This is a genomic window from Haladaptatus rarus (assembly GCF_054177585.1).
In genome coordinates this window covers 511,392-526,418 of the sequence record NZ_JBPEHG010000002.1, presented here as the reverse complement: position 1 = coordinate 526,418, position 15,027 = coordinate 511,392, and the positions used below count along the sequence as shown (strand labels likewise).

General features: G+C 61.2%; 16 protein-coding genes. 8 read left to right on the top strand and 8 right to left on the bottom strand.

The genetic code is table 11. The annotated features are described in order from the left end of the window. Positions 1–272: 272 nt before the first annotated feature. Complete coding sequence (locus ACR3FE_RS08050) at positions 273–1,373, bottom strand: pyridoxal phosphate-dependent aminotransferase (protein ID WP_458206563.1); 1,101 nt, start codon at positions 1,371–1,373, stop codon at positions 273–275. A 76-nt stretch (positions 1,374–1,449) separates the two neighbouring features. Between ACR3FE_RS08050 and ACR3FE_RS08045 the strand changes: the two genes are divergently transcribed. The 3 genes from ACR3FE_RS08045 (at position 1,450) to ACR3FE_RS08035 (ending at position 2,897) form a co-directional block, all read left to right on the top strand. After that, positions 1,450–1,809 carry a nuclear transport factor 2 family protein gene (locus ACR3FE_RS08045; protein ID WP_458206562.1) on the top strand — a complete coding sequence of 120 codons (360 nt, stop codon included), beginning with the start codon at positions 1,450–1,452 and terminating at the stop codon, positions 1,807–1,809. Positions 1,810–1,848: 39 nt separating this feature from the next. Further along, on the top strand, positions 1,849–2,352 hold the full coding sequence (locus ACR3FE_RS08040) for a CinA family protein (RefSeq protein WP_458206561.1): 504 nt from the start codon (positions 1,849–1,851) through the stop codon (positions 2,350–2,352). A 65-nt stretch (positions 2,353–2,417) separates the two neighbouring features. After that, the gene (locus ACR3FE_RS08035) at positions 2,418–2,897 is read left to right on the top strand and encodes a metal-dependent hydrolase (RefSeq protein ID WP_458206560.1); all 480 of its coding nucleotides are present in this window, start codon (positions 2,418–2,420) and stop codon (positions 2,895–2,897) included. Here ACR3FE_RS08035 and ACR3FE_RS08030 read toward each other — a convergent pair. Beyond that, the gene (locus ACR3FE_RS08030) at positions 2,891–3,625 is read right to left on the bottom strand and encodes a PHP-associated domain-containing protein (RefSeq protein WP_458206736.1); all 735 of its coding nucleotides are present in this window, start codon (positions 3,623–3,625) and stop codon (positions 2,891–2,893) included. The genes ACR3FE_RS08035 and ACR3FE_RS08030 overlap by 7 nt on opposite strands. A 110-nt stretch (positions 3,626–3,735) precedes the next feature. Between ACR3FE_RS08030 and ACR3FE_RS08025 the strand changes: the two genes are divergently transcribed. From ACR3FE_RS08025 to ACR3FE_RS08015, 3 genes are read left to right on the top strand one after another with little or no spacing between them, the layout of a single operon-like run. Next, positions 3,736–4,368, top strand: a complete 633-nt coding sequence (locus tag ACR3FE_RS08025; protein WP_458206559.1) for an HAD family hydrolase — start codon at positions 3,736–3,738, stop codon at positions 4,366–4,368. Between the two features lie 47 nt (positions 4,369–4,415). Beyond that, positions 4,416–4,727 carry a DUF7565 family protein gene (locus ACR3FE_RS08020; RefSeq protein WP_458206558.1) on the top strand — a complete coding sequence of 104 codons (312 nt, stop codon included), beginning with the start codon at positions 4,416–4,418 and terminating at the stop codon, positions 4,725–4,727. A 60-nt stretch (positions 4,728–4,787) separates the two neighbouring features. Further along, positions 4,788–6,752, top strand: coding sequence for an AMP-binding protein (locus tag ACR3FE_RS08015; protein ID WP_458206557.1), 1,965 nt, complete (start codon positions 4,788–4,790; stop codon positions 6,750–6,752). Here ACR3FE_RS08015 and ACR3FE_RS08010 read toward each other — a convergent pair. The 6 genes from ACR3FE_RS08010 to ACR3FE_RS07985 all read right to left on the bottom strand — a co-directional run bounded on the left by ACR3FE_RS08010 (position 6,749) and on the right by ACR3FE_RS07985 (position 12,812). Continuing rightward, the gene (locus ACR3FE_RS08010; RefSeq protein WP_458206556.1) at positions 6,749–7,468 is read right to left on the bottom strand and encodes a hypothetical protein; all 720 of its coding nucleotides are present in this window, start codon (positions 7,466–7,468) and stop codon (positions 6,749–6,751) included. The two genes, ACR3FE_RS08015 and ACR3FE_RS08010, sit on opposite strands and share 4 nt — an antisense overlap. A gap of 177 nt (positions 7,469–7,645) precedes the next feature. Continuing rightward, entirely contained in the window at positions 7,646–8,299 is a 654-nt protein-coding gene (locus ACR3FE_RS08005; protein ID WP_458206554.1) for a cupredoxin domain-containing protein, read from the bottom strand. 64 nt (positions 8,300–8,363) lie between these two features. Further along, entirely contained in the window at positions 8,364–9,509 is a 1,146-nt protein-coding gene (gene dnaJ, locus ACR3FE_RS08000; protein ID WP_458206553.1) for a molecular chaperone DnaJ, read from the bottom strand. A 100-nt stretch (positions 9,510–9,609) separates the two neighbouring features. Then, the gene (dnaK, locus tag ACR3FE_RS07995) at positions 9,610–11,520 is read right to left on the bottom strand and encodes a molecular chaperone DnaK (protein WP_458206552.1); all 1,911 of its coding nucleotides are present in this window, start codon (positions 11,518–11,520) and stop codon (positions 9,610–9,612) included. Between the two features lie 223 nt (positions 11,521–11,743). Next, a complete protein-coding gene (locus ACR3FE_RS07990; RefSeq protein ID WP_458206551.1) occupies positions 11,744–12,385 on the bottom strand; it encodes a nucleotide exchange factor GrpE in 642 nt (213 codons plus the stop codon). Between the two features lie 79 nt (positions 12,386–12,464). Continuing rightward, positions 12,465–12,812 carry a DUF7344 domain-containing protein gene (locus ACR3FE_RS07985; protein ID WP_458206550.1) on the bottom strand — a complete coding sequence of 116 codons (348 nt, stop codon included), beginning with the start codon at positions 12,810–12,812 and terminating at the stop codon, positions 12,465–12,467. A 304-nt stretch (positions 12,813–13,116) separates the two neighbouring features. On the opposite strand from ACR3FE_RS07985, the gene ACR3FE_RS07980 reads away from it, so the two are divergent. Together ACR3FE_RS07980 and ACR3FE_RS07975 are read left to right on the top strand one after the other, a co-directional pair. Further along, positions 13,117–13,485 carry a hypothetical protein gene (locus ACR3FE_RS07980; protein WP_458206549.1) on the top strand — a complete coding sequence of 123 codons (369 nt, stop codon included), beginning with the start codon at positions 13,117–13,119 and terminating at the stop codon, positions 13,483–13,485. A gap of 79 nt (positions 13,486–13,564) precedes the next feature. After that, the gene (locus ACR3FE_RS07975) at positions 13,565–14,869 is read left to right on the top strand and encodes an MFS transporter (protein ID WP_458206548.1); all 1,305 of its coding nucleotides are present in this window, start codon (positions 13,565–13,567) and stop codon (positions 14,867–14,869) included. Positions 14,870–15,027: the final 158 nt, after the last annotated feature.

Sequence of the window (15,027 nt, the reverse complement as noted above, 5' to 3'; positions counted from 1 at the left end):
GAGCGTGCGGGCGCGAGGCTGTCGTGAGTGAGCGTAAGAGAGAACCATGGAGACGTTACCCCAGGAAACATCGGCGAAACACGTTCACGGACACCACCCCCCTCGAACGAGAGTTTATATACCAAGCCGGAACCAACTCCGCTGGACGCCTCCGGTCGAAACTCCCCACGAACCACCTGCCGCGACCGACAGTCTGCCTAACCCGCAAGGGTGCGCCTCTCCTTCGGCGATAACGCATATCAGACGAGCGTTCGAGTCGAATTGCCTGCCGATCACTCGAAGTACGTCGCCAGTCGCTCCGCCGCCGCCTCGGCTCGCGGCGTCACGAGCGCGAACCGGAACCAATCGTCGCGTGACGAGCCGAAGGCTTCGCCCGGCATCCCTGCCACACCGGCCTCGTCGATGAGTCGTTCGACGTTCGAAAGCGTGCCGGGAAAGTCGGGGAATCGCGCCATGACGTAGAAAGCACCGTCCGGTTGGGAGTAATCAGCGCCCGCCTCGTCCAGCGCATCGGTGAACGTCTCGACCCGCGACTCGAGCAGTTTACGGTTCTCCTCGTAGTACTCGGCCCCCGTCTCTTGGAGCGCGTGGAGCACCGCGTACTGCGCCGGACGGCTCCCGGCCACGTTCGTCAGCATGTGGCGCGTCTTCGCCACGTCCACCAGTTCGGGCGGGAAGATAGCGTAGCCGACCCGGAAACCGGTGATCGCTAACGACTTCGAAAAGGAGTTCGTCACCACTCGGTGCTCGGAATCGAACGTCAGCGCGCTGGTGAACTCACCCGAGAAGTCGAAGTGGTCGTAGACTTCGTCGCTCACCAGGAGCGCGTCGTACTCCTCGGCGATGGCGACCAGTTCACGCATCGTCGCTTCGTCGTACACCGCACCGGTGGGATTGTTCGGCGTGTTGGCCATGATCGCCGCAGTGTCGTCACTCGCCTGCTCACGCACTGCTTCGGGGTCGAGTTGGCCATCGTTGTCGGTGGCGACGAACCGCGCCGTCGCGCCGAGCATCTTCGTCTTCCCCGGATAGTAGGGGTAGACGGGATCTGTCAGGATGAACTCGTCTCCAGCATCGCGTTCTAGCGCGCGAGCCATCGCCAGATAGTTCGCTTCGCCACCGCCACACGTCACGATCACTTGCGACCGATCGACGTTTCGTCGGGCGGCGATCTCCGCACGGAGTTCGAGAAGCCCTTCGCTCGGTGGGTACTGGAAATCCGCACCGCCGAGGTCGGCGTACTCGTGTAGTCCCTCCGCGATACCCGGTGGCGACCCCCAATCTGGATTGCCACTCACCATGTCGATCACGTCGCGGTCTGCATCCGTCGCGTACGCCATCACGTGAAAGAACAGTGGCGTCTCGTAGTCCATACCCGTGGGGTCGTAGTACTGGCAAGTCTTTCTTTCGACCCGAAACGATTAGCCTCCTGAAGCGTATCTTTTCGCTATGGTATCTTCGACAGACCGTGACGTCGTTCGGTCGTACTACGACGCCATCGATGCCGAAGCATACGAGGACGTGTTCGAACTGTTCGCCGAGGATATCGTCTACGAACGTCCCGGCCAGGAGAGCCTCCAGGGGATAGCCGAGTTCCGCGAGTTCTATCTCGAAGACCGGCCACTCGAAGACGGCGAGCACGAGATCGACAAACTGGTCGTCGGTGACGACACCGTCGCCGTTCGCGGGCGGTTCACGGGCGTTCAGGGGGGTGAGCGCGTCTCGTTCGGCTTCGCCGATTTCCACCGGTTCGACGAAGACGGCCAGATAACGAACCGTATCACCTACACCGACCGTGATACGGTCTGACCCCGTACTTTCTTTCTCACCACCCTCCTCTGTTCACCCATGAACACAGACAACACGTCGGTCGCGAAACGCCTGGGAGACACACTCCGCGCCGAGGGTGCGACGATCGCAACCGCGGAATCCTGTACGGGCGGACTGATCGGTTCGCTTCTGACCGACGTTGCGGGATCGAGCGACTACTTCGACCGAGGGTTCGTCACCTACTCGTACGACGCGAAGATGGAACACCTCGGTGTCAGCCGCGAGGTACTGGACGAACACGGCGCGGTGAGCGAACCCGTCGCCCGCCAGATGGCTCGTGGTGTCCGCGACGTGAGCGGCACGACGTGGGGCGTTGCAACGACGGGTATCGCAGGGCCGACCGGTGGATCGGCAGAGAAACCGGTCGGCACCGTCTTCATCGCGGTCGCGTACGCTGGCGAGTGGGAGTCCGGCGACACCTATGCGACGGTCGAACGATACGAGTTCGACGGAACCCGAACGGAGATCAAAGCACAGATCGCGCGACAGGCGCTCGATGACGTGCTCTCCGAACTGAACTGAACCGGGGTACCTGGACTTGGCGGAAAGGGAAAACCTTGATACGTCGCACTGCGACGTAAAATCGAATGAATCGGAAAGAGCACGTCCTGAATGCCGCACTCTTGAGCATCGGACTCGGGTACATCTTACACCCGTCTGGCGACACCATCACCTTCTACACCATCATCGAAGTCGGGGTTCCGGTCATCCTTGGCGCGCTCTTTCCGGACGTCGATACTGCCTTCGGAAAACACAGAAAGACCCTCCACAACCTGCCCGTACTGGCGTTGTTCGCCTACTTTCCGATCGTGTTCGACAATCTCCAGTTCGTCTGGATCGGTATCCTCACCCACTACGCACTGGATATGCTCGGAAGTAAGCGCGGGCTGGCGCTGTTCTACCCGTACGAGAAGGAGTTCGGCGCACCGTTCGGCGTCTCGGTGAGCAGTCGGCACGCGACGGTGGTGACGCTCGTGGTGACGGCGTTGGAACTTTTCATTGCGTCGGTACTCGTCCATCGACAGTTCGTCGTGGACGCTGGTCTCACTGCTGCTGGTCTTCAATAGACTCGTACGTCGTCGAATCGATCCTCGTACAACTCGTCGCTGGGATGGGTCGGTTCCGTCCCCGAGAGGATGAGGCGGTCGAATTTCCCCCACGTGTTCTCCCAGCCGAGATGCGCGAACTCGAATCTCCGTCGGAGTTCGTGGTGACGCCCGCTTCGGTGGACGACACGTTTGATTCCACCGGAACGGAGCTGTTCGACCAGTTCTGCTTCGGTTTCGATTCGACGTTTTAGCGAAGTCCACACCTCCCCGATGGAACGTCGAAGATGTGCGTACGACGAACCGAAGGCGGGTTTTTCAGTCGAATCGACGATTCGTTTCGCTCGGCGATTGTGTCGTTCGAGGTGCTTCGGATTGTACGTCTCGACTGCGTGGATGACGTCGCCGTGAACCCGAATGTCCGCCTCGGAGACGCCGACGTTCAGGAACTCCGGGTGTGGAATCAGAACGGCGGCTCCTTGCCTGTCGAACTCCCGCATGGCACCCGTGAGCGAAATGAAATCCGGAACGGGTTCGGTGAGTCCTACGGCGAGCACGTGTTTTCGATTGCGCCACGTGCCAGCGAACACCTCCCGTCCGGGGACGACGAGTAACTCGTCGTCAGAAAAGCGTTCTGCTCGCCGACGAATCTCTGGGAGACGAACGAAATGCGGCGCATACACCAGTGCGTCGAGGTCACGTTCTTTCGCTCGCCGAACGACCTGTTCATCGAGCACTTTGACGTGCATATCGACCCGGAACTCGTCGCGGTCGGTCACGATGGTTTGCTTCGTATGGTTGCACGATAGTGGTTCTGGTTTCACTACCTAGAAGTAAACCGACGCGAAAGTCGTGTTAGATGACTGCTATCTACTTCGACCTCGATGGAACGCTGGTTCATCCCTCCATCTCGTTCGGAGAGATGTTCGATCGTGCCCGCCGAAGTCTGGACGTTCCCGACCACGACGAACTCGGTGAGAGTTACAGTTCATGGTTCTTCGATCACTTCGCCGACTGCCACCCCGAACCCTACCGGACTGCGATGGCCGACCTCTGCGACGAGTTCGATCTGCCGACGGACGGGGACTCGTTTGCCGAAGCACTGATCGAAACCGAAGTGTCGAACATCGAGACCACTGCCGGTGTTCACGACCTCCTCTCCGAACTCGCGGGCGACCACGAGCTCGGTGTTCTGACGAATGGCGTTGGACACGTCCAGCGACAAAAGCTCGAAAGCGGCGGTATCGCGGAGTTTTTCGATGCCGTCGTGGTATCCTGTGAAGTCGGCGTGCAGAAGCCCGACTCGGAGATCTTCGAGATCGCCATGGACGAACTCTCCGCAGGCGAGTACATCTTCGTGGCCGACGATCTCGAACGGGACGTGCTTCCAGCACAGCAGGTCGGGTTCGAAGGTGTCTGGCTCTCGAAATCAGACGATTCACGGGCTACCGCCTCTATCGAGGAGCTTTCGGCGGTTCGGAACATCGTCTGACAGGCAAGAAAAGGTTTTATCATCGGGATTACAGAGTCAACATACGAATGCCCGCCTGGGAATGTGACATCGATGGCTGTGAGGAGCGCTTCGGGAGCGTCGAAGATGCCATCGTCCACCAGACGACGGAGCACGAGCGCCGAGAGTGCAAGGTGTGCGGGGCAGTCGTTCCGGACGGCTATTTCGCCATCCGCCACGCGTTCGACGAGCACTCACGCGCCGAGTACGTGCGCGCCTACGACGCCGATTCGAGCGACGTGCGGACGCGCGAGCGCATCCGAGACGAGATCGAGGACGTGGCGAACCTCCAGCAAGTCGTCGAGCGACTCGACGAACTCAAAGGGAGCGAACTACCCTGACACGGTGAAGTAAACTATTTTGAGGCGGGTATGCAACCGTTGACACATGGAGGGTACACCATGGATACGCTTGCGGACGTAGACGAGATCGTCCACGAACCCGACCGAGAGTTCGTCGAATCCACGAACGTGTGGCAGTTCATGCAGGAACACGACATCGCGGACTACGACGAACTCATCGACCGGACGTGTAATGACGTTGATTGGTTCTGGGACGAACTGGTCGACTATCTCGATATCGAGTTCTACGAGGACTACGACACCGTCCGGGACGACAGCGAGGGGCCGCAGTTCTCCGAGTGGTATCAGGGCGGAACGATCAACATCGCGCACAACGTGGTCGACCGCCACGCGCAGGTCGACAGTCCGAATCGGAATCGGGTCGCCTGCATCTGGGAAGGCGAACCCGGAGACGTGCGGGAGATCACGTTCCACGAACTGCACCGAGAGTCGAACAGAGTAGCGAACGCCCTCGAAGAGCGCGGTATCGAGACGGGCGATACCGTCGGCCTCTACATGCCGATGGTACCGGAGGTCATCTCGATCCTCTACGGAATCCTCAAAGTCGGTGCGATCGCCGTGCCCATCTTCTCCGGATTCGGGACGGACGCGACGGCGACGCGCATCGAGGACTCGGAGTGTTCGGTGTTGTTCACGGGCGATGGATTCTACCGCCGCGGTGGCGAGATCGTCCTGAAGGACACGGCGGACGAGGCCATCGAACAGGTCGGCCACGTCGAGCACACCATCGTCTACGACCGGTTGGGCGCGGATATCGCGTGGGACGACGAGCGCGACGAGCGATGGGACGAGGCCGTTCTCACACAGGACGACGAGTACGAGACGAAGGAACTCGACGCCAGCGACGAGGCGATGTTGCTGTACTCCTCGGGAACGACGGGCAAGCCGAAAGGCATCGTCCACACCCACGCCGGGCAGTTGATGCAGTGTGCGAAAGAGATCTACTTCGGCTTCGACCACAAGGATACAGACCGGTTCTTCTGGGTGTCCGACATCGGGTGGATGATGGGCCCATGGACGCTCATCGGGAACCACGCCTTCGGCGGCACCGTCTTCATGTACGAAGGCGCGCCCGACCACCCGGAACCGGATCGATTCTGGGAGATGATCGACCGACACGGCCTGACGATGTTCGGCATCTCGCCGACGGCGATCCGCGCACTCCGAAAGTACGGCGACGAATGGCTTTCCGACCACGATCTCTCGTCGCTTCGCCTGCTCGGTTCGACCGGCGAACCGTGGGACCCCGAATCGTGGGTCTGGTTCTACGAGAACGTCGGTGGGAGCGAAGCACCCATCATCAACATCTCCGGCGGTACCGAGATCTGTGGCTGTTTCCTCATGCCGATGCCCATCCAATCGCTCAAACCCTGCACGCTCGGTGGGCCGGGCCTCGGGATGAACATCGACATCGTCGACTCGCAGGGCGAGTCCATCGCAGACACGCACGAGCGCGGCTTCCTCGTCGCCCGAGACTCCTGTCCGTCGATGACCAAATCGCTCTGGTCGGGCGACGAACGCTACCTGAAGGAGTACTGGTCGACCTTCGAGGACATGTGGGATCACGGCGATTGGGCGCAGAAGGACGAAGACGGATTCTGGTTCCTCCACGGACGCGCCGACGACGCCATCAACGTCGCCGGACGAAAGGTCGGTCCCGCCGAAGTCGAAGGGGCGCTCATCGACCACGAGTCGGTGAACCAGGCGGCGGCGGTCGGCGTGCCGGACGATACAACTGGGCAAGCCGTCGTCGCCTACGCCATCCTCGAATCGGGCTACGAACCAACCGACGACCTTCGGGCGGATCTTCGCGAGCAGGTCGGCGACGAACTTGGGAAGCCGTTCCGTCCACGCGAGATCCTCTTCGTGGACGAGTTCCCGAAGACACAGAGTGGAAAGATCATCCGCCGGGCTATCGAGGCGACGTACACGGGTGAAGACCTCGGGGACATGAGCAGTATCGAAAATCCCGATTCGCTAGAAAAGCTCGAAGACGCGAACTAGATCGAAGAACCGAACGAAAGCGGAACGTCCGCGACCTGTACGACCGTTTTTTCTGGTGCATCCTCGATAGCGACAGCAAAATCGCCGACACGGTCGGTGTCGAGGACGATCTCGGCACCACCGATCAGCGGGGCGACGACTCCAGCGGCGACCGCCCGCGGGTTGGAGAGGGGCGCACGAAGGACGACCGAATCACCAGGGTCGAAGTGCCACTCTTCCGCAACCGATTTCCCTGCGTCGAGCAGTTCCGCGTGGGTGATCTCCCGTTCTCCTGTGAGTGCGGTCGTCTCGGGTGGAAGTGGTGTCTCGGGAAACACCGGGTTTTCGCTCCACACGTCTTCCTCGAAGTGCGAAACGCGGGGGTTGTCCACCGGCCTGCCGTAGGAGACGTACTGACCGCCGGGCGGAAGGTCGTACTCGCCGACAGCCTCTTCGGGCGCGAGGAGCACCCGCGCATCCACGTCATTCGGTGGATCGAACCAGACACCTGCACCGAGCAGGACGCTCCCGAGAAAACCGAGGAGTGGCTGTGCTGCTGACGAGGTGACGATACCGACCGTCACCCCTTCTCGCACCCCCAGATGACGAAGGAAGTTCCCCGTCTTCCACGCCGTCGTGAGAAACCGATGGTAATCGTACCCCCGCGTGTCCGGAACCGCCAGAACCGGGTCGTCGCTTCGTCGCTCGCGGGCGACGAGGTCGGCGAACGTGTCCATGCCGACTCTCGTCGTGGGGTGTGCAAAAGCCCGACGGTTGTATCACCAGCGATAGAGTGAGGAAAACTCGATAGCACGTCGTGTGTCGGTCGGCACGACGCACCGTGCTGTGGCGGTGGCCCTCCCCACGCTGTGTGGTAGTGATCGTGACCGCCACTCGTTTCACTCGTGTGGTCGCTACTCGTTTCGCCGGAGGAGATACGCGAGACTCGCCAGGCTCCCGAGTGCTGCCAGAACGCCGAACCCTCGCAGTCCGTCGTCGGTCGTCGTGGTTCCCGTCGGTTTCGTCGTGGCCGTCCCTGTTTGCGTCGCCGTCGATTCGGTTGCCGTGGGAGTCGTTGTCGTCGAAGTCGTCGAGGTAGCTGTGGTGGTCGTGGTGTTCGTGTTCGTAGTCGTGGTGGCACTCATCGTCGCGGTTCCGTTCGTGGTCGTCGGCTGGGACGTCACGATCTTCCCGCGCATCGTCTCCTCGTCGACCTGCGAAAAGTACGTCGACATGGCTGGTTTCGCGGTGAACTCGACCGTCTGTAGCGCCCCTTTCTCACTCACCACTTCGGTCTCTTTCAGGACGTTCCCCGACCCATCCCCGATGGCGAAGTTGTGCGGTTCGCCGTCGATGTTCTCCCACGCGACCACGTAGGTCTTGCCGACCTGCATCCGAAGTGTCGGATTCGTCTCGTCGGCGATCGCCTCCGGTGCCCGACCGATCCAACCGGACAGTTGCCCGCCGAGTTCGAACGTCGTCGCCTGTCCGCGAGCCAGACCGACCACTGCGCTCGTTCCAACGAGTGTCTGCACGAACCGCCGACGCGAGAATGTGAGCCGAGTCATTCGAGGGAGACGCTAACTAACAACGGGGCGCACGGTCTTAGCTCGTTCGGCCCGAAGGTGGAAATTAGAAGCTGTTCTTGATCCGTTCGAAGAAGCCCTGGCCGACGTCCACCTCTTCGCCACCGGCCTCGGCGAACGCTTCGAGGGCCTCCCGTTGCTCTTTGTTCAGCGATTCGGGCGTGACGACCTGGACCTTCACGTGGAGGTTGCCGTGCCCTCGTCGCCGGAGATACGGCATCCCTTTCCCGCGCAGTCGGAACGTCTCACCACTCTGCGTGCCTGCCGGAACGTCCATCTCGACCGAGCCGTCGAGCGTCGGAATTTCGACTTCGTCACCGAATACGGCTTGCGGGAACGAGATGGGCGTACGATAGAAGAGGTCTGCTCCGTCGCGTTCGAAATCCGGATGCTCGCGCACCCGGACTTCGATGAGCAGGTCACCGTTCGGCCCGCCGTTCTCGCCCGGCGCACCTTCGCCCTCCATCTGGAGGGTCTGCCCGTCTGCGATGCCTTCGGGGATGTCGACCTGAAGTTTCGCCTGCCGATGGACGACACCGTCGCCGCCACAGTCGTCGCACGTCTCGTCGTACAGTTCGCCTTCACCCTCACAACGCGGGCAGGTGCGCGACTGCTGGACGCGACCGAACGGCGTCTGTTGTACCTGCGTGACCTGTCCCTGTCCGCGACACTCGGGACAGGTCGAGACGTCGGTTCCCGGTGGGTGACCCTTCCCGTCGCAAGTGTCACAGCGTTCCGGTCGTCGAACAGTCACCTGCTTTTTCGCGCCTTCGTAGGCCTCTTCGAGGTCGATCTCCAGTCCAGTTCGGAGGTTCGATCCCTGTCTGGGTCGGTTCGGGTTACGACTCCCGCCACCGAAGAACTGGTCGAAGATGTCGCCCATGCCACCCATGCCGCCGCCACCGCCGAAGGGGCCACCGCCAGCAGCGCCCGCTCCGCCAGCGCCGTCGAAGCCGCCGTGCTTCTCGGCCTGTTCGAAGCGGTCGTGGCCCATCTGGTCGTAGGCCTGGCGCTTCTGGTCGTCGGTGAGTACTTCCTTCGCCTTCTTCACCTTCTTGAACTTCTCTTCTGCATCCGGTTCGTCGCTCACGTCCGGATGGTACTGGGCGGCTTTCTTGCGGTACGCCTGCTTGATCTCGTCCTCGTCAGCGTCCCGACCGACACCGAGCACGTCGTAGAAGTCCTCGCTCATCAGTTATTCCTCGATAAAGTATGATAGTACTTGAATCGTCCGTCTACTCTTCGTCGTCCACGTCACCAGAACGTGACGTTCTGATCGGCGAACGAGAACGTTATTCGTCGTTATCGTCCACGTCTTCGAAGTCGGCGTCGACATACTCGTCCGCGTTCTGGTCGCCAGCGCCTTCAGCACCGGCAGCACCAGCACCGGGACCTGCGCCGCCGCCCATACCGCCCATGCCACCGGGGCCTGCGGCACCGGCTTGCTGGGCCTGCTGCTGTTGCTCGTACATCTGCTTGCCGATCTCCTGAAGCGATTTGCTCAGGTTCTCGGTCGCCGCTTCGAGGTCGTCTTTGTCCGCGTCGTCGTCTTCGAGCGTCTCTTCGACCTCCTCCATCGCGTCACGGATGTCGGCTTCGAGGTCGTCGTCGATGTTCTCCTCGTTCTCTTCGAGGAGCGTCTCGGCGCGCTGGACTGCGCCTTCGGCGGCGTTCCGCGCTTCGATGAGTTCGCGGCGCTCTTCGTCCTCTTCGGCGTGCTTTTCGGCCTCTTCCTGCATACGATCGATCTCTTCGTCCGAGAGACCAGCGCCACCTTCGATGGTGATCTCTTCGCTGTTACCCGAGCCCTGGTCTTCGGCGGAGACGTTGACGATACCGTTCTCGTCGATGTTGAACGACACCTCGATCTGTGGCGTTCCGGCCGGAGCAGGTGGGATGCCTGCGAGGTGGAACTCTCCGAGGAGTTCGTTCTCGTTGGCGATCTCGCGCTCACCTTGGAAGACGCGCACCTGCACCGATGTCTGGTTGGCCGCTGCCGTCGTGAATATCTTCGACTCCTCGGTCGGGATGGTCGTGTTCTTGTCGATGAGTCGCTCGAACAGGCCACCTTTGACCTCGATGCCGAGCGAGAGCGGCGTCACGTCGAGCAGGACGATGTCGTCCACGTCGCCGGAGAGGACGCCACCCTGGATGGCCGCACCGAGCGCGACAGCTTCGTCGGGGTTGACGTTCTTTTTCGGCTCCTGGCCGGTCAGTTCTTCGACCTTCTCGGCGACCTGCGGCATGCGCGTGGAGCCACCGACGAGGATGACTTCGTCGATGTCGCTCTTTTCGTAGCCCGCGTCCGAGAGTGCCTGCTCGGTCGGTTCGACGGTTCGGTCGATGAGGTCGCTGGTCAGGGACTCGAACTTCGCGCGAGTGAGGCTATCTTCTAAGTGAACCGGGCCGTCGTCGGTCGCCGTGATGAACGGGAGGTTGATGTCTGTCTCCTTGCGCGAAGAGAGTTCGATCTTCGCCTCTTCGGCGGCGTCCTTGAGCCGCTGGAGAGCCTGTCGGTCTTCGCGGAGGTCGATGCCATGTTCGGACTCGAACTCTTCGGCGAGGTAGTCGATGATAGCTTCGTCCCAGTCGTCCCCACCGAGGTCGTTGTCACCGTTCGTGGCGACCACTTCGTAGACGCCTCCACCGAGGTCGAGGATAGAAACGTCGAACGTGCCACCACCGAGGTCGTAGACGAGAACGGTCTGGTCGGACTCGTCGTCCAGCCCGTACGCCATCGACGCCGCGGTCGGTTCGTTGACGATGCGTTCCACGTCGAAGCCCGCGATCTCGCCTGCGTCTTTCGTGGCCTGTCGCTGCTTGTCGTTGAAGTACGCAGGAACCGTGATGACGGCCTTCTCGACGTCGTCACCGAGGTACTCCTCGGCGTCACGTTTGGTCTTCTGGAGGATCATCGCCGAGATCTGCTCTGGGGTGTATTCTTCACCTTCGATCTCGACGGTGTAGTCGTCGTCGCCCATGTGGCGCTTGATGGACTGGATCGTCTTTTCGGGGTTCTGAACCGCCTGATTCTTGGCCGGTTTACCCACAAGTCGTTCGCCGTCATCGGAGAACGCGACGACCGAGGGGGTCGTTCGGTCGCCTTCACCGTTGACGATAATCTCCGGGTCGCCACCCTCCATCACCGCGAACGCGCTGTTCGTGGTACCAAGGTCGATACCCAGTATCTTGTTACTCGCCATTGTTGGGCCAACCTACCCGTTTGCGCCGGTTAAAGGTTACTAGATGTCACGACGTGCCGCTGAGAACAATCCCCGCGCTTGCTTGCGATTCGGTGTGCGTTACTCGCTCCCATCCGGGAGATTTATGATGAACCGGTACACCATCCGGCCACCGACCGCCCGCACAGATCTTTCAATCACGGACCCATCTTTCACACAGCCCCATCCCACTCCCTATGCGAACCTATTCTACACTATTCTCGTCGTCCTCGGCACCGTTTCCGTCGCTGACGGTGACCTGCGCGGATTGGAGGACTTTGTCGGCCATCTCGTATCCCGGCTGGTACACATCCGCGATGGTGTCTTCGGGATGGTCGCTCTCGATACGGAGCATCACCTCGTGTCGCTGAGGGTCGACTTCGTCGCCGGGGTCGGGAGCGATCTCGGTGACGTTCTCGTCTTCGAACACGCGGTCGAGTTCCTTCAGCGTGAGTTCGACGCCCTCGCGCAGGCTCTCGACGTTCTCGTGTTCCTCTTCGACGGCGCGTTTCAGGTTGTCTCGCACGTCGATGAGACGGTTGACGAGGTCTTCGGTCGCGCGCTTTTCGAGCTGTTCCTGGCGCTTTTTCGCCCGCTTCTTGTAGTTCTGGAAGTCAGCTTGTTTTCGTTTCAGTCGCGTTTCGAGGTCGTCCACCTCGTGTTCGAGTTCTTGTCGTTCCGATTCGATGGCGACGAGGCGTTCTTCTACGTCGGCGGCGAGGCTCTCGTCTGCGATGGCGACCCGCGCGACGAGGCTGGTCTCCTGTGGGCCGAGTACGTCTTCGTCCGGCGTCTCCTGTTCGGCTGGTTCCTCGTCTACCGTCTGGGCAGCCTCCTCCTCGGTCATACACGTCGAAAGTTCCTGCGTGCGTTTAAGGTTTCAGAATCGGGATGCGATTTCGTTCGGAGTGGGGGTGCGAGTTCGCTCAGAATCGGGATGCGAGTTCGATACGAGACAGAAAATCGACGAGCGTGGCTGCGGGAGACGTGTATCGTGGCCGTCCGACCAACCCACTGAGGGGGTCGAACTCGACCAATCCACGTCGAGAGAGCGTGGGCAAGCGGTTCCGGGTGAGGTCGGCAAGCACCGCTTCGAACTCCTCGTCCGACACGGAATCGACCGAGACGCCACGTTCCCACGCGGCCACCTCTCGCGCCAGCACCTCCAGTTCCATCGGGGCGGTTCCGACGTGCCGAGCGAGCGAGTAGAGCACGTAGCGGTTGCGGCGCTCAGACAGGCTGGCGAGCACCGAACCGACAGAACCATGTGGCATTTGGGTCCGTTGCACTATCGCTCCCGGCGAATTTTAACCCCGCTAACCGTTTCCATCGTTCACCGTCTGTAACGTGGGGTGAGTCGGGCGGCGACGAGTATCGGACTCGATTAGTCCGGAGAGATAGAGTTGGATGTGGTTGTTTATTCGGAGCGATTCGTCGGTAACGGCCAATTCTCACGACCTAGTGGCCGACTCGTCCCGGATAAGCTCCCGTTCGAAGGTGGTGTCAAGGAGAATCGTCTGCCTACTCGTGCCAGCATGGGACACAACCCTTTTCGGGCGTGCGGGAGAACCCAGAGGTATGCCAGACGAAGAACCAGACGAGAACGGCGACGAAGAGGAGAAATCGTTCCGAGAGCGCGTCGAGGAGATTCGAGAGAAACGAGCCGAAGAGGGCGACGAAGACCGCGAAGAGCGACTGAAAGAGGCGCTCGGCGGTGGCGAGGGCGGTCCGGGCGGCCCAGGCGGCATGGGCGGTAACCCGTTCGCCCAGATGATGGGCGGCATGATGGGTGGCGGCCCCGGTGCGATGGGTGGCGGCCCGGGCGGCCCTGGCAGTGAGTCCGGCGGCAACGAAGAGCTCACGCGCGAGGTTCGCCAACTCCGTGACGAGGTTCGTGACGTGACCCGACAGCTCCAGCGCATCGCTGACGCGCTCGAAGACGACTGAACTGTCATCGAACTTTCGGCAATCCCGCGACCCAAAGCAGAGATTCTTATAGCTCGTTCGTTTATTTCGATTCGTAACAGTGTCGGGAGAGACGAGTGGCGGTAGCTCACTCCGCCTGTTCAAAGACCGCGAGTTCATCGCACTGGCGAGCACCGCGTTCGCCCGGAGCCAGGCGTACTCGACCATCCTGATCGCGCTGGCGCTCTACGCCGATATGTTCCACACGACGAGCACCGTCGAGGGACTGTTCGGGACGGCGTTCGCGGTGGTACAACTCCTCATCGTCCTCCCGCTCGGGCGCTACATCGACACGCGCAACTCGAAGCAAATCTTGCTGGTCGGACTGCTGCTCAACGTCGGGGTGTTCGTCGGCTTCATGTTCGTCGAGAACGTCACGCACATCATCCTGATGCGCGTCCTCCAGGGGACGGCAGCGAGCATCCTCTGGCTCACCGGGATGACCGTCGTCGGCGAGATCAGCGACGATGGCGCGCGTGGGCTGTGGATCGGAACCTACAATCAGGTCGGTGCGCTCTCCAGCCTCGTCGGCGATATCTTCGGCGGACTCCTGCTCTACCTCTACGATTTCAGACTCACGTACATCGTGCTCTCGGTCATCACCATCGGGGCCTTTCTGTCCGTTCTCGTCTTCCTTCGGGACAATCCCGGTGGCCGTAAAGACCCCGAGGAGTCGAGCGGGCGCGAAACCATCCAGACGCTGCTCGGTCGCTCGGCCATCAAGGCACTCGTGTTCTTTCGGCTCTCGTTCAGCGTCGGGAAGATGGCGGTCATCATCTTTCTCCCCATCTACGCTCGCAAGGGGTTCGGCATCAACCCGTTCGTCATCGGCGGTATCATGGCTGGTGGGAAACTGACCAAATCGCTCACGCAGGGGAAGGTCGGCGACTGGACAGATAGAGTAGATGACACGTATAGATTCATTCTCGCGGGCGCGCTCGTGTACGCGCTCGGGACTGCCCTCATCCCCGTCGCGGGCGTGGCCCACCAGTACATCTCCGATACGACCGTCAGCGCGTTCGGCAGCGAGATGGTACTCCCCGGAGCCTTCTTCGTCCTCTTCGCGGCCTACGCCGTGCTCGGGATCGGTGACAGTCTCCGCCTCCCCGCCAGTATGTCGCTGTTCGTGGAAGAAGGCGAGCAGTTCGACGCGGTGGCGTCCAGCCTCTCGCTTCGCTCGATCGCGTGGAAGGTCGGGCAGGTCGGCGGCCCGGTGTTCATCGGGGCCATCTGGGACGCGACGAGCGTGTTCATCGCCTTCTGGTCGGCGGCGGCGTTCATCGTCGTCTCGGCCATCGTCTTCGTCGTGATGTACAGCACCGACCCCGCGCCGGAGGAGTCTGTCGAAGCGGTCACTGGGGATTAGCTGAATTACAGGCGCTAAGCCCCCTTCCTCAGGGAGCGCCGAATGGCGCGAGCAGGGAGGGGATACAGCGCCGTCATTGTCTTTCATACACTGTTCTACGACCGGCCCACAGGAACACGTAATCGGTAGGCTTTATGCAGTATCGTGTGTATCATACT